The following is a 17,271-nucleotide window of genomic DNA, read 5'->3' on the forward strand; positions in this document are numbered from 1 at the left end:
CGCCGTGGTCTGGCACAACGACCGCACCGGCCAGCCGGTCCTACGCTCATTGACCGCTTACGATCACTGACCCCTTGGAATCACTCATCTAGGCGGCGGGAAGGACGTCCAGCGCCACCAGGAGTTCGCGGCCCAGCGACTCGCGCAGCTCCGCGTCCTCTTCGTCCTCGACCTCCAGACGCAGCGCGAACGTGTGCAGTTCCGCGTCGCGCTCGACCCAGCCCACCCACCAACCGGGCACGGGGTCCACGTCCACACCCAGGCCGGTGCGGCCGAACAACTGGTGGCGCGGCCCCTCCTCGACCAGCAGCAGATCCCGCAGGGCGCGCTGGTGCTCCACGTCGACGGGCAGCTCCTCGCGGGCCAGCTCGGCGACGAAGGTCGCCTGCTCCAGCGCGGAGATCTCCAGGGGGCCCTCCAACCAGAACCGGCCCATCGCTCCCTCATCGCCGATGTTGCGATTGCCGTAGTCGAAGCGGTCCACCCAGGTGGACATCCGCTCGTAACCGATCCGGTCCGCGACCTCCTGGTGTACCGGGACGTCGGAGGTGGGCAGGGCCTCGCGCAGACTCAGCTCGTCGCCGGACTCGGGGGCGATCACCTCGTCCACGTCGGACACCTCGCCGGTCTGGAGGGCGATCAGCGTGTTCGGGAGCTTGAAGGTCGACGCGGGGACGGCGCGCTCGCCCGCGGCGTCCGGGTTCACCACCACGGCGGACCGGGCACCGGCGTCGAAGAGCACGAACGTCCCCTCCACCCCGGCCTCGGCGAAGACGGCCTCCAGGTCCTCGCGCTCCACGGTCTGCACGTCGCCCAGCTCGATCGGGTTGCCGACCGTGCCCTGCGCGGGCTCCGGATCGTCCGCGCCACCGCAGGCCGCCCCGCCGAGCAGGGTGATCACGCAACCGGCGGCTCCGAGGACGAAGCGGCCGGAGGCGCGCCCGGCCCTGCCGGGAGCGTGTTCGGTGTCGGTACGCACTCGTCTCCTCCACGGGCTGTCCGAACGGGGTCCACCCTCAAAGCTAGATGATGCCCGGAGGTCACACACCCGGGTTCGCGAGGTCGCGCGGGCGTGTCGGCGGCTCGGGCTCCGCGCGCCCGGGCGGGCCCCGGCGGTCGTCCACAACCGCCCGGGTTGTCGTGGGCCTCCGATGTCGCCGCTGCTAGGCTGAGGCTGTCGCAGACCCCGTACGGGAGAGTGTCCGCGTATCCAGCGTGGGCCGCCGAAGGAGCAATCCCTCCCCGAAGACAACCTCTCAGGCACAGCGGACCGTACGGGCGAGACCACTCTGGAAAGCAGGGACGCGTTCCCTCGCCGAAGGTGCAAACCACGCCGAGCGCGCGGTGAAGCTCTCAGGCACCCATGACAGAGGGGGAGGATGGCAACGCCTTACGCACGACACCCATCCTCTCGGGAGTGCCCATGTCAGAGACCGCGCCGCGCCTCACCGCGCTGCACAAGATCCACGAAGAGGCCGGGGCGACCCTCGTCGACTTCGCCGGATGGCTGATGCCGCTCCGCTACGACAGCGAGACCGCCGAGCACACGGCCGTCCGTGAGGCCGCCGGACTCTTCGACCTCTCCCACATGGGCGAGATCCGGCTGAGCGGACCGCAGGCCGCCGAGGCGCTCGACCACGCCCTGGTCGGCTTCCTGTCCAAGGTCAAGGTGGGTCGCGCCCGCTACACTATGATCACCGCCGAGAACGGCGGCGTGCTGGACGACCTCATCGTCTACCGGCTCGGCGAGCAGGAGTACCTGGTCGTGGCCAACGCGGCCAACGTGTCCGTGGTAGCCCAGGCCCTGGTCGAGCGCGCCTCCGGCTTCGACGTCGAGGTCACCGACGAGTCCGCCGACTACTCGCTGATCGCGGTCCAGGGTCCGCGCGCCGTCGAGGTCCTCGCTCCCCTCACCGACGCCAAGCTCGACGACATCCGCTACTACGCCGGGTACGAGCACACCGTGGCCGGGGTTCCCGTCCTGCTCGCCCGCACCGGCTACACCGGCGAGGACGGCTTCGAGATCTTCGTCCGCCCCGCCGAACGGGCCCCCGAGGTCTGGGCCGCGCTCATGGCCGAGGGCGCCCCGCTCGGGCTGGTCCCGGCCGGGCTCTCCTCCCGCGACACCCTCCGTATGGAGGCCGGGATGCCGCTCTACGGCCAGGAGCTCTCCGCCGAGCTCACCCCCTTCGACGCCGGCCTGGGCCGCGTGGTCAAGCTCGACAAGCCGGGCGACTTCGTGGGCCGCGCGGCGCTGGAGGAGGCCTCGCGCACCTCGCGCGGCCGCCGACTGATCGGGCTCGCCTCCCGTGGCCGCCGCCCGCTCCGCAAGGGCATGGACGTGCTGCGCGACGGCACCGTCATCGGAGTCACCACCAGTGGCGCCCCCTCCCCCACCCTGGGCCGCCCCATCGCCATGGCCTACGTGGACGGCGACCTCGACACCGCGACCGGCGCGTTCACCGTGGACGTGCGCGGACGGGGCGAGGCCGTCGACGTGGTCGAACTGCCGTTCTACCAACGGCAGTCGTAGGAAGCGGGGCCGCCGGAGCGCGGCCCCGAGGACCTGCACGCACCGCGCGGCCGACGCCCCACGAGGGACCGGCACGGACGGGGCGTGGCCAGGCGTAGGCCGGGCCGGGTCGCCGTACGGGCGCACGGCAGACAAATGGAACACCTCCAAGGAGAGTTGAAGTGAGCGTTCCCACGGAGCTGGGTTACACCGCCAAACACGAGTGGATCGCGGTCAGGGACGGGATCGCCACCGTCGGCATCACGGCGTTCGCCGCCGAGTCGCTGGGCGACATCGTCTTCGTCGAGACCCCCTCGGTCGGCGACGAGGTCACCGCGGGGGAGACCGCGGGCGAGGTGGAGTCCACCAAGTCCGTGAGCGACATCTACTCCCCCGTCACCGGAGAGGTCGTGGAGGTCAACGAGGCGCTCGAGGACGCCCCCGAGACCATCAACTCCGAGCCCTTCGAGGGCGGCTGGCTGTTCCGGGTGCGTGTCTCCGAGGAGCCCGCGGACCTGCTCTCCGCCGAGGAGTACACCAAGCTGACCGAAGGCGAGAACTAGCATGACCAGCGACAACCTGCTCAACCAGACCCTCGGCGAGCTGGACCCCGAGGTGGCGGCCGCCGTCGACGCCGAACTGGCGCGCCAACGCGACACCCTGGAGATGATCGCCTCCGAGAACTTCGCCCCCCAGGCGGTCCTGGAGGCCCAGGGCACCGTCCTGACCAACAAGTACGCCGAGGGCTACCCCGGCCGCCGCTACTACGGCGGCTGCGAGCACGTCGACGTCGTCGAGCAGTTGGCGATCGACCGCGCCAAGGAGCTGTTCGGCGCCGAGCACGCCAACGTGCAGCCGCACTCGGGCGCCCAGGCCAACACGGCCGTGTACTTCGCGCTGCTCAAGCCGGGCGACACCATCCTGGGCCTGGACCTGGCCCACGGCGGGCACCTGACCCACGGCATGCGGATCAACTACTCCGGCAAGATCCTCAACGCCGTCGCCTACCACGTGCGCGACGAGGACGGCACCGTCGACTACGACGAGGTCGCCGCCCTGGCCAAGGAGCACCAGCCGAAGATGATCGTCGCGGGCTGGTCGGCCTACCCGCGCCAGCTCGACTTCGCGCGGTTCCGCCAGATCGCCGACGAGGTCGGCGCGCTGCTCATGGTCGACATGGCGCACTTCGCCGGTCTGGTCGCGGCCGGGCTGCACCCCAACCCGGTGCCGTTCGCCGACGTGGTCACCACCACGACCCACAAGACCCTCGGCGGCCCGCGCGGCGGCATGATCCTGTCCAAGGCCGAGCTGGGCAAGAAGATCAACTCGGCGGTCTTCCCCGGTATGCAGGGAGGCCCGCTGGAGCACGTGATCGCGGCCAAGGCGGTCTCGTTCAAGGTCGCCGCGAGCGAGGAGTTCGCCGAGCGCCAGCGCCGCACGGTGGCGGGTGCCCGCATCCTCGCGGAGCGGCTCACCCAGACGGACGCGGCTGAGGTAGGGGTCAAGGTCCTGACGGGCGGCACCGACGTCCACCTGGTGCTGGTCGACCTGGTCGACTCCCAGCTCAACGGTCAGGAGGCCGAGGACCGGCTGCACGAGGTCGGCATCACCGTCAACCGCAACGCCGTCCCGAACGACCCCCGGCCTCCCATGGTGACCTCGGGTCTGCGGATCGGTACCCCGGCCCTGGCCACGCGCGGGTTCGACGAGGGTGACTTCGCCGAGGTCGCCGACGTCATCGCCGAGGCGCTCAAGCCGGAGTTCGACGCGGCCGCCCTGCGCGACCGGGTCAGCGCGCTGGCCGCCAAGCGCCCGCTCTACCCGAACCTGTAGCAGCCCCGCCGTGTGGGCCGCCCGGGCCCACACGGCGCCGGTCACCACGGCCCCACCCCTGTGCTCAACGAGGAGGACAGCCATGGCCATCAGCGTCTTCGACCTGTTCAAGATCGGTATCGGACCGTCGAGTTCCCACACCGTCGGCCCGATGAAGGCGGCCCGGACGTTCGTGTCCGGACTGCGTTCCGAGGAACTCCTGGCGCGCGTGACCCGCGTGCGGGCGGAGCTGTACGGCTCTTTGGCGCTCACCGGCAAGGGGCACGGCAGCGACACCGCCGTCATCCTGGGGCTGATGGGGCACACGCCCGAGGCGGTGGACGTGGACGCCGTCCCCCGCCTGGTGGACGGCGTCAGGTCCGACCGGAGGCTGTTCCTGGGCGGACCCGACGGTCCCCCGGTGGACTTCGACCCGGCGGTGGACGTCGACTTCCGCCGCAGGGAGAGCCTTCCCGACCACCCGAACGGCATGCGCTTCGTCGCGATGGACGACGCGGGCGCCGAGGTGGCCGCGAAGGTGTACTACTCGGTGGGCGGCGGCTTCGTCGTGGACGAGCGGGCGGCGGGCGCCGACCGCATCAAGGCCGACGACACCGTCCTTCCCCACCCCTTCTCCTCCGCCGAGGAACTGCTGGAGCTGTGTGACCGAACCGGCATGTCGATCAGCGCGCTGATGCTCGCCAACGAGCGGGCCTTCGGTCGTACCCAGGCCGAGATCCGGGCCGAGCTGCTGGAGATCTGGGCCGCGATGCGCCAGTGCGTGCGGCGTGGCGTGTCGACCGAGGGAAGCCTCCCCGGCGGTCTGAAGGTGCCCCGTCGTGCCCACCGGCTCTACCGGCAGCTGGGCGGCAACTGCGACGAACACGGCCTACTCGCCCCCACCCACGTGGACCCGGACCCGATGCGCGGCAGCGACTGGATCACGCTGTACGCGCTGGCCGTCAACGAGGAGAACGCCGCGGGCGGTCGCGTGGTGACCGCGCCGACCAACGGCGCCGCCGGGATCGTCCCGGCCGTCCTGCACTACTACCTGCACTTCAGCCCCGGCGCGGGCGACGACGGCGTGGTGCGCTTCCTGCTGACAGCGGCGGCCATCGGCATACTGTTCAAGCAGAACGCGTCGATCTCCGGCGCGGAGGTGGGTTGCCAGGGCGAGGTGGGTTCGGCCTCCTCGATGGCGGCCGCCGGTCTGGCCGAGGTCCTCGGCGGCTCCCCGGCCCAGGTGGAGAACGCGGCCGAGATCGCCATGGAGCACAACCTGGGCCTGACCTGCGATCCCATCGGCGGTCTGGTCCAGATCCCCTGTATCGAACGCAACGCGCTCGCCTCGGTGAAGGCGATCAGTGCCACCCGGATGGCGCTGCGGGGCGACGGCAGCCACTTCGTGAGCCTGGACAAGGTCATCAGGACCATGCGCGACACGGGCCGCGACATGCACGACAAGTACAAGGAGACCAGTCGCGGCGGACTCGCCGTCAACGTCATCGAGTGCTGACCGGTGTCCCCGAACCCGAGCCGTGTGTGACGCGTCAGAGGGGACGACGCCCCGGCGAGGAAGGCACCACGTGAATCCGAGCGAACGCTACGCACGTCTGCATGACGGAGTCCGGTTCTCCATCGAGAACACCGACAACGCCTATTACCTGCCGCCGCTGGTCCACCGGGAACTCCGGGGGTGGGTGCTCCGCGAAGGGCGGAGCAGGCGCGAGAGCGTCGACTCGTGCGACACCCCCGGCGACCTGGACGGGGCGACCGGTGGTCTGGTCGAACTGGCCGACACCTACCGGAAGCTGTGCAGGGAGCTCTTCTCCGGCCTGGAACTGATGACGGGCACGCACTTCGCCATGGTGTCTCGGGACGCGGCGGACCCGCCGTCGGCGTCGGCGAGTGCCGGTCCGGCCTGATCGAGTGAGCCCACACACACCGAACCATGCCAGGAATGTACCGATTCGCCACCAAGTTGTACGAGGTGCACGGTCGGCGACCGGGCTCGAGCTCCCACCCGCTCGCCCGCGCTGACCGTCACCCCGGGTCTGGTGGCTTGAGCTCAGCTCGCCGCCAGACCCGCCCCTTCTGGCCGGTTCCGGCCACGCACGTCCCAGGCCGGTCACCGGTAACGAGGGGCGTGTTTTCCCGGAAACACCGCTTTCCAACCGCCCTATCGGAGAAATGCGGCAGCATTCTCACCACCACTCCCGGAACCCGGCGAATTCACCGCATTCCCCGGTGGGATAGGTTTCGCCCGTGACCCCCACCATCGCCACACCCGCCGTTCGCGCGCTCGCCGTCATGGCGGCGCTGACCCTGTCGCTCTCCGCCTGCGGCCTTCTCGGATCGGACGAACCGGACCCGACGGAGACCGAGGAGGGCGCAACGGCCGAGGAGGCACCGGACTCCGAGGAGGGTGCGCCCGCGAAGGAGGGCGCCCGGGGTTCGGGCCCCCTGGACGCGCCGGGCATCCTCACCGCCGCGTGCCAGCCCGAGTCCGGGTGGCTGGAGTTCACCCTCTACTCCACCGAGGACGCCCAGGAGCTCGCGCACGCCCGGTTCGACACCGACGGGGTCGTCCACGCCGAGTCCGACGACCTCTCCCACGGCCGTGCGGCCGATCCGCGCGGCGTCACCCTGGAGACCTCGTGTGACGAGGGACCGCCCTCCCTGTTCCCGGAGCGACGGCTCGTCCTGGGCACCTTCGAGGAGGAGGTCGACGGCGTCGCCCTCGCGGGGTTCGGGGTCATGGCCGAGGACGGCACGTTCACCGCGCTCAGCCCGGACCCGGAGGAGGCCGGGTCCGAAGGCCCGCCCGCCTACCAGCACCCCGTGGCCGACCCCGAGCGGGACCGGATCGTCTTCGTGGAGGAGACCGACGAGGGCGAGGGCTCCGTCCAGGCCCTGGACCTGGCGAGCGGGGAGGTCACCGACCTCGGCACCTGCGGAAGGCACAGGCCCTGCGAGAACCTGACGGTCCTGCCGGGACTCGACCGGGCCGCCATCGACGACGGGCAGAGCGCACCCACGGCCGTGGTCTTCGACGGCTCGACCGTGGTCCGGGGCGACCCCCTCGGCCTCTCCTTCTTCGACATCGGGGACCAGGCCGACAGCGCGCTGGTGGACCTGACCCTCAACTTCGTCAATCGGGACCGCACGACCGAGGTGGAGGTGGACGCCACCGGCACCGTCCACGCGGTCGACGCCACCACGCTTCTGTTCGACGACGGCGCGCTGAGCGTCCTGGCCATCACCGAGGCCGCGCTCTCCGACTACGAGGAGGAGAACGCGAGCACCCCCCGGAACCTGTGGGAGTCCCTGCCCGCCGACCGGACGCTGATCTCCGAGGACGGCTGGGAGAACTCCTCACTCGTGCTTTCTCCCGAGGGTGCGGAGCTCCTCTTCCACGCGACACCGCCCGCCGGTTCCGCGGGCTGGTACACGGTGCCCGTGGACGGCTCCGGGACACCGGAGGAACGTGCGGACCTTCCGGGAGACATCTCGACGATCATCAGCTGGAGGTAGCCCGCCATCCCACGCCTGAACGACGCGGCCTCTCCCACGACGGACGCAGTTCGCCCGAATTCACACCATTCATGATTGGTACGCATTTCCCGTGTCTCCGCTCACCCTTTCCCCCGCCGTCCGATGGTTGGCCCCCGCCACCGCGCTGGCGTTCCTGCTCTCCGCCTGTGGCTCCGACGCCGATGGCTCCTCCCCCGCCGAGAACGAGGGCGACGTCTCCGGTGAGGAAGGGGCCGAAGAAACTCCGGACCGGCCCTCCATCACCGAATCGGGCCTGTTCACCAGCGAGTGCGACGGCAACGAAAGAGTCTTCACGCTCTACTCCGCCGACGACGGCACCGAGATCACGAGCCTGAGGTTCTCCAGCGAACGGTCCTCCGCGGCCACCTCCGAGGCACTCGGGCACGGGCGCGCCCCCGAGATCGAGCACCTCGAATCGGACCAGAACATCACCGGCTGCGGCGGACAGCTCATCTCGGTGTCCCCGCACGAGCACCTGCTTCTGCGCTCCTACCAGGAGGTCGTCAACGGCAACACCGTGGACGTCTTCGGTGTGATCTCCGAGGAGGGGGCCGTCACCACGCTCTCACCCGAGCAGGAGGTCTCCGACTTCGGGACCCCGGTCACCTACCGCGACCCCCTCTACGACCCGGTGAACGAGCGCATCGTCTTCGTGGAGTACGACACGGCCTCCGACGAGGGCACGGTCCAGGCCATGGACCTGCGCGGCGGGCAGGTGAGCGACCTCGGCAGTTGTGAGGGGGTCAACGACTGCGGGCAGATCGCCGTCCTCCCCGAAAGCGGCACCGTGGTCATGGGCGGGCTGGCCCGTTCCTTCTCGCCCGAGGCCGAGTCCGGCGCGGAGAGCGCGGTGGTCGTGGAGTCACCGAACGGCGAGAGGCTGCTCCACGCGAACTACACCAGCGGCTCGACCAGGCTGTCCTTCTACAGCATGGAGGACGCCCTGGCCGAGAACCCCGACATCGTCGTCGGAGACTTCGACGCCGAGTACAAACTGGACCTGGAAGTGGTCGGCGAACCGCGGTTCATCGACGACGACACCCTGCTCCTGAGGAGCAACGAACTCGCGGTGTGGGAGTTCACCGAGGAACTGTTGGCGGAACACGACTACTCCGAGGAGGGGCGGGACCTGATCAACCCGAACTACGTGCCGGTCGAGGAGGCCCTCGTGCCCGAAGGTCCCCGCCGCAACGAGAGCGCCTTCCTCTCCCCCGACCGTTCCGAGATCCTCTTCTACTCCGCGCCGCAGACGGGCGCGGGCAGCTGGTACCGGGTACCCGCCGACGGTTCGGCGGAGCCCGAGGAGGCGTTCGTGCTCGCCGACCCCGACGTCGTGATCAGAACCTGGCAGTAGTCGGGCACCCGTAGGGCCGGGACCCCGGTCGTACCCGTGAGGGGGCGGCGCCGAAGCGCCGCCCCCTCACTGTCCTCGTGGTGCCTCAGGCCAGGCTGCGCCGGGGGTTCTTCGCGGGGGCCGTCATCGACATCCGGATGACGGCGGGCACCTGGTCGAGTTCCAGGGCTCCGCGCAGGTTCGCGATCGCCTCCGACCGCACCCGTCGCCACACCCCGGCCACGTCGGCGTCGTCCTCCAGGGTCAGCGCCAGTCGCAGGTGTGGCCGGTCGCCCGACTCCGTGAGGCGGGCACGGGCGCGGCGCACTCCGGGGTAGTCGGAGACCTCCTGCTCCAGGGCGCCCCGAGCCGCGCCCTCGGTCATCTCCACGTGGCCCGAGTCGTCGTGGTCCAGGTGGAGGCGGCCCACGGTGTCGTTCATGCCCTGCACCAACAGCCATCTCAGGGCCAGGAACCCCGCGACGAAGGCGACGGCGACGGCCGCGTAGGGCACCCACCTCTGCGCGAGCACCTCGTTCACTCGGTCCCCGAGCAACGGGGTGGCGGCCAGTTCGCCGCCGAGGAGCCCCTGCCCCGCGGCGAGGGCGGCCAGCCCCGCCGCCAGCAGGACGACCCCCACGATCACCAGGCCCAGGCGGTTGCCCCGGGCGGACCTTCGCGACCTGTCGCGCACCATGGTCAGCTCTCCGCGTAGCGAACGTGTGTGGCGATCCGCATGCTGCGCAGCGGAGCCAGCTCCTCCAGTCGGTGCTCCACCGCCGAGGTGACCTCGGCGGGCATGCCGTCGGACTCGCGCATACCGGTGCGCACGTGCACCCGGAGCCGGTTGCCTCGGACGACCACGTGCACGTGGTCGACCCCGCTCACGTCCTGGGCGGCCGCCGCCACGGCCCGGCGCAACGCCGGGCGGGTCAGGCCGACCACCAGCGCCGGGTCGTCGGTGCGCAGCGCGGTCCAGCGGCTCCTCCCCGGAGCCAGCGCCACCACGATCAGGGCGAGCCCGATCAGTGCCAGGACCGCCGAGGCGATCTGCACGGAGGGTTCCGACCACGTCGTCGCGGCGGCGTAGTCGGTGGCCTGGCCGACCGGGATCAGCCGCAGCGGATTGCCCGCGAGCGCCGCGATGACCTCGGCGGCGGCGACCACGGCCACCACCAGGATCACCAGACCGGTGAGGACGGCGGGCCAGGACCTGCGCGGTCGGAACGTGTGGACGGCGACCCGTTTGGCGTGGCGGTCGATCCCCTGGCTCGGACGGCCGAGCGCCTCTTCCACGGTGGTCATGTCAGCGCACCAGCTCCGCGATCTCGATGTCGATGTGGTGGACCCGCTTACCGGTGATGTGCTCCACCCGTTCCTTGACGTGGGCGCGCACCTCCCGGGCGACCTGGCGCGCGGGCCTGGGGTAGCGCACCCCCACCCGCAGGCGAAGGAGGACGACCTCCCCGCTCACGCGGGCGCGGGCCGCCCTGGACCGCGCCGCCCGCGCCCCGGTGACCTCGGCGACGGCCCTGGCCGCCACCCGTTCGATGACCGCGCCGGGAATCTCCGTGCGACCACCGGGGTCCCGTCCACGGACGTGCCCGGCGGCCTCCCCCACGGGGACGGGTCCCCGCTGACGGGGGACCGTGTCGCTGCGAACCCCGACCACGACCTCACCCCTGTCTACGCCGACCGCCGTGTGAACATCTCAGCGAGGTCGATCTCACCCTCCATCGCCCGCCCCGCGACGAACCCGACGAGGCCGAGGACCAGGACCAGCGCGAAGGCGGGGAACCCGCCGAACGCCGCCGCGAGCCCGAGTACCGTCCCGTAGGACAGTCCAACGATGGGCCACATGGCTACCCCCTCAATTCAGAACGCGCTGTATGTGCGTCTAGCCGGCGGTGCGTGTGTCGTCGCCGAGACCGGCGACCACGTCCTCCACGGACACGTGGACGGCGCGGCCGCCGGCCAGCGGGGCCAGGCCCCGGCGGATCTCGGCCGCGACCTCCGGCAGCGGACGCCCGTAGCGCAGCACCACGCCGACCTCGACGTGGTCGCCCCGCACCGCCACCCCCCGGACCCGGCCACCCGGAACGGCGGTACTCAGGGTGCCGAAGGAGCCGGAGGACAGTTCCACGACGTCGGAGAAGCGCAGCGCGCCCTCCGCGAGGGCCCGTGCGGTCACGCCGGGGTCGTCGCCGCCGGACACGGCTACTGGACCCTGGGTTCGGAGTCGCCCCTGTCGGCGGACTCGTCGTCCTCGGGCAGGTGGATGTCGTCCACCCGGATGTTGATCTCGGTGACCTCCAGGCCCGTCATCCGCTCGACCGCCTGGGTGACGTTTCGCCGCACCGCTGTGGCGAGGTCCTGGATGGCGGCCCCGTACTCCACCACCAGGTCGATGTCGACGGCGGCCTGGCGCTCCCCGACCTCGACGGACACGCCCTGCGCCACCGAACCCGAGGAGCTTCCCCCGCTCACGGCGTCGCGTACCGCACCGACCATGCGGGCGGCCCCGCCGCCCATGGCGTGGACGCCGCCGATCTCGCGTGCCGCCATTCCGGCGATCTTGGCCACGACGCCGTCGGCGATCTGGGTGTGGCCCTGTTCGTTCCTGCTGGCGCTCTCGCGCCCGCCCTTGGCCTCGCGGGCGCTCGGTACCGCCGAATCGGTCTTCATGTCCGACACTGGTCCCCCTCCGCAGTGCGACGAAGCGTCCTGGACGCCCCTACTTCTTCTTGAAGACGCCCTTGATCTTCTCTTCGGCGGACTCGAACGCGCCCTCGGCCTTGTCCTTGAGCTCCTCGGCCTTGCCCTTGGCCTTGTCCGCGGCGTCCTTGGCCCCGGCCTTGGCCTGGTCGGCCTTGCCCTCGGCCTCGGTGCCCTTGTCGCCTGTCACCTTGCCGAAGGCTTCCTTGCCCTTGCCGGCGGCGTCGTCGAAGTGCTTGCCCATGGATTCCCCCCGATCAGAGCCGATACGGCTCAGGGTTGACGGTCCGAAACCCGCGGCGCTCCAAGCCGGAGCGACCGGAACGGTTTCGACCTCATCACACCCTATACGCACTCTATGTAGCCAACAAGACACTTAGAGCCATGAATTGCAGGTGGAACGGGTCATGGTCACACCATCCCTGCCCCAAAGCCACCTCCGGAACCCCGTGGTAGCCAGAAAAACGTCAGGGGCACCGTGGGTGCCCCTGACGTCCGAAATCGCGTCGTCCCGTTCCGACACGCGCTGTCGGGCCGGGCCGCGCCTACCCGAAGACGACCGTCTTGTCCCCGTTGAGCAGAACCCGACGCTGGGCGTGCCAGTTCACGGCGCGCGCCAGCGCCACCGACTCCAGGTCCCGGCCGATCGCGGTGAGCTGTTCCGGGCTGTGGGTGTGGTCGACCCGGGACACCTCCTGCTCGATGATCGGCCCCTCGTCGAGGTCGGCCGTGACGTAGTGGGCGGTGGCGCCGATCAGCTTCACCCCGCGCGCGTGCGCCTGGTGATAGGGGCGGGCGCCCTTGAAGCTCGGCAGGAACGAGTGGTGGATGTTGATGATGCGGCCGGACATCTTGGTGCACAGCCGCTCCGAGAGCACCTGCATGTAGCGGGCCAGCACCACCAGGTCCACGTCGTAACGGTCGACCAGCTCCAGGACGCGCGCCTCCTGTTCCCCCTTGGTCTCGGGAGTGACCGGCAGGTGGTGGAAGTCCACACCGTAGGAGTCGGCCAGGAAGCCCAGGTCCGGGTGGTTGGAGACCACCGCGGCGATGTCGATGTCCAGCAGGCCGCTGCGCTGTCGGTAGAGGAGGTCGTTCAGGCAGTGCCCGAAGCGGGACACCATCACGAGCATCCGCGGGCGCACGTCCCGCGCCTGGAGGTCCCACTCCACGAACGCGCCGCCGGGACCGCCGCCGAACCCGTGGGCGAGAGCCGAGAAGGCCCCGCGCAGGGTGTCCTCCGCGGTGGCCCCCGCCGGTCCCGCCTCGGCGACGAACTGCGTCCGGAGGAAGAAACGGCCGGTGAAGTGGTCGCCGTACTGCTGACTCTCGGTGATGTTGCAGCCGTGGTCGGCCAGCAGGTTGGCCACCGCCGCGACGATGCCCCGGCTGTCGGGGCAGGAGAGGGTCAGGACGTACTCGCGCTCGTTCATGAAAGGAAACAACTCCCGGGGTCGACCGGCTGATCAGCCGTGACGCCCCAGGATATCCAGCACGCGCATCCCCCGGCGCCGCTCTCCGGGTATCCCGCGTCACCCGGACCGGACCCCGGCGGCACCGAATCCGGACCTCCAGGCAATATGAAACACATTCATGTTCTGGCATCCTCAGGAACATGACGAGACTGCGTGAGAAGTACGAGGCCGCGACACGCGACATCCAGGCCCCCTTCGCCATGGTCGACCTGGCCGCCTTCCGCGCCAACGCCGCCGACCTGACCCGCCGGGCCCACGGCCGCCCCGTCCGGGTGGCCAGCAAGTCCGTGCGCTCCCGGGCCCTGCTGCGCACCGCCCTGGACCTGCCCGGGTACGCGGGCGTCATGGCCTTCACCCTCCCCGAGGCGCTGTGGCTGGCCACCGCCGACACCCGCCCCCTCAGCGACGACATCCTGGTCGCCTACCCCACGGCCGACACCGACGCCCTCGCCGAGCTGGCCGCCTCACCCGCGGCGTCGCGCGTCATCACCCTCATGGTCGACGAACCCGCCCACCTCGACCTCATCCGCGCCGCCGTCGCCCGTGCCGACCGCGCCCGCGACGCTCCCCCGATCCGGGTCTGCCTCGACATCGACACCAGTTGGCAGCCGCTCGGCTCCGCCCTGCGCGTGGGCGCCTACCGCTCCCCCGTCCGCACCCCGGCGCAGGCGGCGGCGCTGGCCCGTGCCGTCGTCCGCTACCCCGAGCTGGAACTGGACGGCCTCATGGCCTATGAGGGGCAGATCGCCGGAGTGGGCGACGCGCCCCCCGGACGCCCCCTGTACGGGCGCGTCCTGCGCACCGTGCAGCGCCGCTCCGCGATCGAGCTGGCCAGACGTAGAGCGGCCATCACCCGCGCCGTCCGCGAGGTCGCCGACGTCCGCTTCGTCAACGGGGGCGGCACCGGAAGCCTGCACACCACCGGTCGCGAACGCGCGGTCACCGAACTGGCCGCCGGGTCCGGGCTCTACCAACCGCACCTGTTCGACCAGTACCGGTCCTTCCGAGGCCGCCCCGCCGCCCTGTTCGCCCTGCCGGTCGTACGCCGCCCGGCCCCGAACGTGGCCACCGTCCTGGGCGGCGGCTACCCGGCGTCCGGGCCCGCGGACGCCCACCGGCCGCCCGTGCCGTACCTGCCCGAGGGCCTCTCCTACAGCTCCGCCGAAGGAGCGGGCGAGGTCCAGACACCGCTGATCGGCGACGCGGCGCGCGGGCTCCGTGTGGGCGACCGCGTGTGGATGCGCCACGCCAAGGCCGGGGAGCTGTGCGAACGCTTCGACACCCTCCACCTCATCGACTCCGACACCGGCACCTACGAGGGGGCCGTCCCCACCTACCGGGGCGAGGGCCGCGCCTTCCTCTGAACCCCGGAAGACGACGGCGGGGCCCGTGCGAGCTCTCGCACGGGCCCCGGTTCCGCTCGGGTGGACGACGGCCTATCGGCGCCTGCGCCGGACCGCCCAGGCGACGACGCCCACGGCGACGACCGCACCCACGCCGGCCATGAGGATGAACGCCTCGGGCGGCAGCTGGCCCCGCGACTGGTAGGTGGTCACCACCTTGTCGTCGCCCTTGAGCACGATGCTGCCCTCCTCGGGCCGCACGAGGTGGCTTTCCACGCGCACGGCGCCGCCGCCGAACACGAGGGCACGCGCCTCGTCGAGGATTCGGGTACCCCGGTCCTTGGCCCTGTCGATCTGGCGCCGCGCGATGTTGGCCGGGTGGGCCTGGACCCCGAGCTCCTCCAGAGTCTCGGCGAGCCGACGCTGCTCACGGGTGATCTCGGCCTGGATCTGGGCGGGGGTCTGGCGCGGTTCGGTCTCGTGTCCCGTCATAGGGTGCCTCTCTTCACTGGCGCGCGGTCGTCTGAGAGTCCGAGTCCGAGCCGGTGTCCCGACCCTGTTCCTCCGCGCCGTCGGACGGACCGGAGAATCTCAGGGCGCCATCGATTCCGTCGACCACGCGGAAGAAGTCCCGCGTGGACAACCACAGTTTATAGATGATGGCGATCTCGAAGGCGAGCAGCAAAACGCCGACGAACGCCGTGATCCAGCCGATCACCGGCGGGCCGACGAGCACGGCCGCGACCGGCGCCACCACGAAGACCGCCATCTGGAACTCGATCCCGCCCACCAGGTGGGTACGGACCCGGCGGGCGTTGAGCGCCGACCAGAACCGCTGGTACCAGGGGAAACGTGTACGGAACTCCTGGTGCAGGTCCACCTTGGGCAGGGTGAGGTCGGGCTGTTTGCCCGCCGTTCGCTGGTTGCGGGCCTCGCGCTCGTTCTGGCTGCGCAGGATCTGCTCCAGCACGCCGATACCGTGCCGCAGCACCGCCTGCTCGCCGCCGTCGCTCATGGTGCGGCCACCGCCGCCGGTCGCGCTGCCCGTGGCGTCGCCCTCCGGCTCGAGCATGGACAGGGTGGCGCGGGCCCGCTCCAGCGCCGCCGCCAGGTGCGAGCGCATCTCCCGGCGGACCTTGTACACCTGGAGCGCGTTCAGGTAGCGCAGCATGTCGAGGAAGACCACGGCCAGCGCGAGCCAGACGAAGGCCACGTGCCCGGTCTCCCGGTACTGGCCGCCCATGAGCGCGACCACGCACACCAGGACCCGGAACCGGTCCGAGACGTAGTCCATCCACGCGCCGAACAGCGACTCCGAACCGGTGAGGCGGGCGAGCTTGCCGTCCGCGCAGTCCACGAGGAAGCACACGTAGTACAGCGCCGCGCCCAGGAGCAGCAGCTGCCAGTAGCCGAACGCGAAGCAGACGGCCGCGCCCAGTCCGAGGAAGAGGGCGACGACGGTGAGCTGGTTGGGGGTGACCGAGGTACGGTTCGCGACCACACGCACGAGCCGGACCGCGACCGGGTCGGCCAGGTACACCGTCAACCAGGAGTCGCGCTCCTTGAGGGTACGAGCCCTGACCTCGTCGAGTGTGTATCCAGGCATCGTGACGAACTACTCCCAAAGCGAAGCGGATGTGCCCGGTCCGTGGCCGCCGGACGCGCGACCGGGTCGCGGGCGGCCCGCGCACGCTGCGCCACGTCCCAGAGGACGGCCAACCTATAGCACACGGCCCACAATAGGTGATCGAATCGTTGGTCGATCCCAAAGCGGATGAACCGAACCGGAATCGCAACCGAAGTCCCCGCGCGCCGACGACCTGGGGCGACGGACCGGCTCTCCCGCCGTGCGGGCGCATCTCGTACTGTGAGGCGTGAAACGGAGCGGACCGCCGAACGCGGACCGCCAGCAGTAGACAGGAAGACACAACGTGAGCGAACCCATCCGCCTCGAGCCCGGCGACCAGGCCCCCGACTTCACCCTCAGCGACGCCGACGGCCAGCCCGTCACCCTGAGCAAGGTCCTCGCCGACACCGGCAAGAGCGTCGTCCTGTACTTCTACCCGGCCGCCATGACGCCCGGGTGCACCACGCAGGCCTGCGACTTCCGCGACAACGTCGCCGAGTTCGCCGCCGCGGGCTTCACCGTGCTGGGCGTCTCCCCGGACGAGCCCGAGAAGCTCGCCGAGTTCCGCCGACAGGAGAGCCTGACGTTCACCCTGGTGGGCGACCCCGAGAAGGACACCCTGCGCGCCTACGGGGCCTTCGGGGAGAAGAAGAACTACGGCCGCGTCGTCCAGGGCGTCATCCGCTCCACCGTCATCGTGGGCGCCGACGGCAGGGTCCAGAAGGCGTTCTACAACGTGAAGGCCACGGGCCACGTGGACCGGATCAAGAGGGAACTGGGCGTCTGACCCCCTCGGCCGCCCGGTCCCGTGGCCACGGCGCCGCCCGCACGCGGTGTGGATGACCGGGGTCGGCGCCGTCACCGCCGTGGTCCTGGTGTACGTGGGCCCCTACACGCTG

At 70.9% G+C, this 17,271-nt stretch carries 20 protein-coding genes and 1 riboswitch; of the genes, 9 read left to right on the top strand and 11 right to left on the bottom strand.

Features of this window, described 5'->3' with window-relative positions:
• Window positions 1-88 precede the first annotated feature (88 nt).
• Complete coding sequence (locus ABZ635_RS25630; RefSeq protein WP_357769597.1) at window positions 89-979, bottom strand: penicillin-binding transpeptidase domain-containing protein; 891 nt, start codon at window positions 977-979, stop codon at window positions 89-91.
• 202 nt (window positions 980-1,181) lie between these two features.
• Window positions 1,182-1,283: riboswitch (glycine riboswitch) on the top strand.
• 140 nt (window positions 1,284-1,423) lie between these two features.
• On the opposite strand from ABZ635_RS25630, the gene gcvT reads away from it, so the two are divergent.
• The 7 genes from gcvT (at window position 1,424) to ABZ635_RS25665 (ending at window position 9,233) form a co-directional block, all read left to right on the top strand.
• Window positions 1,424-2,533 carry a glycine cleavage system aminomethyltransferase GcvT gene (gene gcvT, locus ABZ635_RS25635; protein WP_357769599.1) on the top strand — a complete coding sequence of 370 codons (1,110 nt, stop codon included), beginning with the start codon at window positions 1,424-1,426 and terminating at the stop codon, window positions 2,531-2,533.
• A gap of 161 nt (window positions 2,534-2,694) precedes the next feature.
• Window positions 2,695-3,075: a glycine cleavage system protein GcvH gene (gene gcvH, locus ABZ635_RS25640; RefSeq protein ID WP_357769601.1), complete on the top strand. Its 381-nt coding sequence runs from the start codon at window positions 2,695-2,697 to the stop codon at window positions 3,073-3,075.
• A 1-nt stretch (window position 3,076) separates the two neighbouring features.
• Window positions 3,077-4,345: a serine hydroxymethyltransferase gene (glyA, locus tag ABZ635_RS25645; protein WP_357769603.1), complete on the top strand. Its 1,269-nt coding sequence runs from the start codon at window positions 3,077-3,079 to the stop codon at window positions 4,343-4,345.
• Window positions 4,346-4,427: 82 nt separating this feature from the next.
• On the top strand, window positions 4,428-5,840 hold the full coding sequence (locus tag ABZ635_RS25650) for an L-serine ammonia-lyase (RefSeq protein WP_357769605.1): 1,413 nt from the start codon (window positions 4,428-4,430) through the stop codon (window positions 5,838-5,840).
• Between the two features lie 70 nt (window positions 5,841-5,910).
• Window positions 5,911-6,249: a hypothetical protein gene (locus tag ABZ635_RS25655; RefSeq protein ID WP_357769607.1), complete on the top strand. Its 339-nt coding sequence runs from the start codon at window positions 5,911-5,913 to the stop codon at window positions 6,247-6,249.
• Between the two features lie 340 nt (window positions 6,250-6,589).
• On the top strand, window positions 6,590-7,858 hold the full coding sequence (locus ABZ635_RS25660) for a hypothetical protein (RefSeq protein ID WP_357769608.1): 1,269 nt from the start codon (window positions 6,590-6,592) through the stop codon (window positions 7,856-7,858).
• A 91-nt stretch (window positions 7,859-7,949) separates the two neighbouring features.
• Window positions 7,950-9,233 carry a hypothetical protein gene (locus tag ABZ635_RS25665; protein WP_357769610.1) on the top strand — a complete coding sequence of 428 codons (1,284 nt, stop codon included), beginning with the start codon at window positions 7,950-7,952 and terminating at the stop codon, window positions 9,231-9,233.
• Between the two features lie 85 nt (window positions 9,234-9,318).
• Here the strand turns inward: ABZ635_RS25665 and amaP are convergent, their stop codons facing one another.
• The 8 genes from amaP to purU form a co-directional block, all read right to left on the bottom strand.
• Window positions 9,319-9,909, bottom strand: coding sequence for an alkaline shock response membrane anchor protein AmaP (gene amaP, locus ABZ635_RS25670; RefSeq protein ID WP_357769612.1), 591 nt, complete (start codon window positions 9,907-9,909; stop codon window positions 9,319-9,321).
• A 2-nt stretch (window positions 9,910-9,911) separates the two neighbouring features.
• A complete protein-coding gene (locus ABZ635_RS25675) occupies window positions 9,912-10,517 on the bottom strand; it encodes a DUF6286 domain-containing protein (protein WP_357769614.1) in 606 nt (201 codons plus the stop codon).
• A gap of 1 nt (window position 10,518) precedes the next feature.
• Window positions 10,519-10,884 (bottom strand): hypothetical protein, encoded by a 366-nt coding sequence (locus tag ABZ635_RS25680; protein ID WP_357769616.1) that lies wholly within the window; start codon window positions 10,882-10,884, stop codon window positions 10,519-10,521.
• A 14-nt stretch (window positions 10,885-10,898) separates the two neighbouring features.
• A complete protein-coding gene (locus ABZ635_RS25685) occupies window positions 10,899-11,072 on the bottom strand; it encodes a hypothetical protein (RefSeq protein WP_017546417.1) in 174 nt (57 codons plus the stop codon).
• Window positions 11,073-11,109: 37 nt separating this feature from the next.
• Window positions 11,110-11,427 (bottom strand): hypothetical protein, encoded by a 318-nt coding sequence (locus tag ABZ635_RS25690; protein ID WP_357769618.1) that lies wholly within the window; start codon window positions 11,425-11,427, stop codon window positions 11,110-11,112.
• A 2-nt stretch (window positions 11,428-11,429) separates the two neighbouring features.
• Window positions 11,430-11,897: an Asp23/Gls24 family envelope stress response protein gene (locus ABZ635_RS25695; RefSeq protein ID WP_357769621.1), complete on the bottom strand. Its 468-nt coding sequence runs from the start codon at window positions 11,895-11,897 to the stop codon at window positions 11,430-11,432.
• A gap of 49 nt (window positions 11,898-11,946) precedes the next feature.
• Entirely contained in the window at window positions 11,947-12,171 is a 225-nt protein-coding gene (locus ABZ635_RS25700; RefSeq protein ID WP_357769623.1) for a CsbD family protein, read from the bottom strand.
• Window positions 12,172-12,472: 301 nt separating this feature from the next.
• Entirely contained in the window at window positions 12,473-13,360 is an 888-nt protein-coding gene (gene purU / locus ABZ635_RS25705) for a formyltetrahydrofolate deformylase (protein WP_357769625.1), read from the bottom strand.
• Between the two features lie 182 nt (window positions 13,361-13,542).
• On the opposite strand from purU, the gene ABZ635_RS25710 reads away from it, so the two are divergent.
• Window positions 13,543-14,766 (top strand): alanine racemase, encoded by a 1,224-nt coding sequence (locus ABZ635_RS25710; protein WP_357769627.1) that lies wholly within the window; start codon window positions 13,543-13,545, stop codon window positions 14,764-14,766.
• Between the two features lie 72 nt (window positions 14,767-14,838).
• Here the strand turns inward: ABZ635_RS25710 and ABZ635_RS25715 are convergent, their stop codons facing one another.
• Window positions 14,839-15,237: a DUF3618 domain-containing protein gene (locus tag ABZ635_RS25715; protein ID WP_357769630.1), complete on the bottom strand. Its 399-nt coding sequence runs from the start codon at window positions 15,235-15,237 to the stop codon at window positions 14,839-14,841.
• A 13-nt stretch (window positions 15,238-15,250) separates the two neighbouring features.
• Entirely contained in the window at window positions 15,251-16,351 is a 1,101-nt protein-coding gene (locus ABZ635_RS25720) for a CDP-alcohol phosphatidyltransferase family protein (RefSeq protein WP_357769632.1), read from the bottom strand.
• A gap of 325 nt (window positions 16,352-16,676) precedes the next feature.
• Between ABZ635_RS25720 and bcp the strand changes: the two genes are divergently transcribed.
• Window positions 16,677-17,159: a thioredoxin-dependent thiol peroxidase gene (gene bcp, locus ABZ635_RS25725; protein ID WP_357769634.1), complete on the top strand. Its 483-nt coding sequence runs from the start codon at window positions 16,677-16,679 to the stop codon at window positions 17,157-17,159.
• Window positions 17,160-17,271: the final 112 nt, after the last annotated feature.

It is taken from the genome of Nocardiopsis sp. NPDC007018 (assembly GCF_040635075.1).
In the GTDB taxonomy this organism is placed as follows: Bacteria; Actinomycetota; Actinomycetes; order Streptosporangiales; family Streptosporangiaceae; genus Nocardiopsis.

Bases quoted from the DNA above. Each gene is read 5' to 3' on its own strand.
- gcvT (WP_357769599.1), top strand. From the start codon at position 1,424: ATGTCAGAGACCGCGCCGCGCCTCACCGCGCTGCACAAGATCCACGAA.
- glyA (WP_357769603.1), top strand. From the start codon at position 3,077: ATGACCAGCGACAACCTGCTCAACCAGACCCTCGGCGAGCTGGACCCC.
- ABZ635_RS25650 (WP_357769605.1), top strand. From the start codon at position 4,428: ATGGCCATCAGCGTCTTCGACCTGTTCAAGATCGGTATCGGACCGTCG.
- amaP (WP_357769612.1), bottom strand. From the start codon at position 9,909: ATGGTGCGCGACAGGTCGCGAAGGTCCGCCCGGGGCAACCGCCTGGGC.
- ABZ635_RS25675 (WP_357769614.1), bottom strand. From the start codon at position 10,517: ATGACCACCGTGGAAGAGGCGCTCGGCCGTCCGAGCCAGGGGATCGAC.
- ABZ635_RS25685 (WP_017546417.1), bottom strand. From the start codon at position 11,072: ATGTGGCCCATCGTTGGACTGTCCTACGGGACGGTACTCGGGCTCGCG.
- ABZ635_RS25695 (WP_357769621.1), bottom strand. From the start codon at position 11,897: ATGAAGACCGATTCGGCGGTACCGAGCGCCCGCGAGGCCAAGGGCGGG.
- ABZ635_RS25700 (WP_357769623.1), bottom strand. From the start codon at position 12,171: ATGGGCAAGCACTTCGACGACGCCGCCGGCAAGGGCAAGGAAGCCTTC.
- purU (WP_357769625.1), bottom strand. From the start codon at position 13,360: ATGAACGAGCGCGAGTACGTCCTGACCCTCTCCTGCCCCGACAGCCGG.
- ABZ635_RS25710 (WP_357769627.1), top strand. From the start codon at position 13,543: ATGACGAGACTGCGTGAGAAGTACGAGGCCGCGACACGCGACATCCAG.
- ABZ635_RS25715 (WP_357769630.1), bottom strand. From the start codon at position 15,237: ATGACGGGACACGAGACCGAACCGCGCCAGACCCCCGCCCAGATCCAG.
- ABZ635_RS25720 (WP_357769632.1), bottom strand. From the start codon at position 16,351: ATGCCTGGATACACACTCGACGAGGTCAGGGCTCGTACCCTCAAGGAG.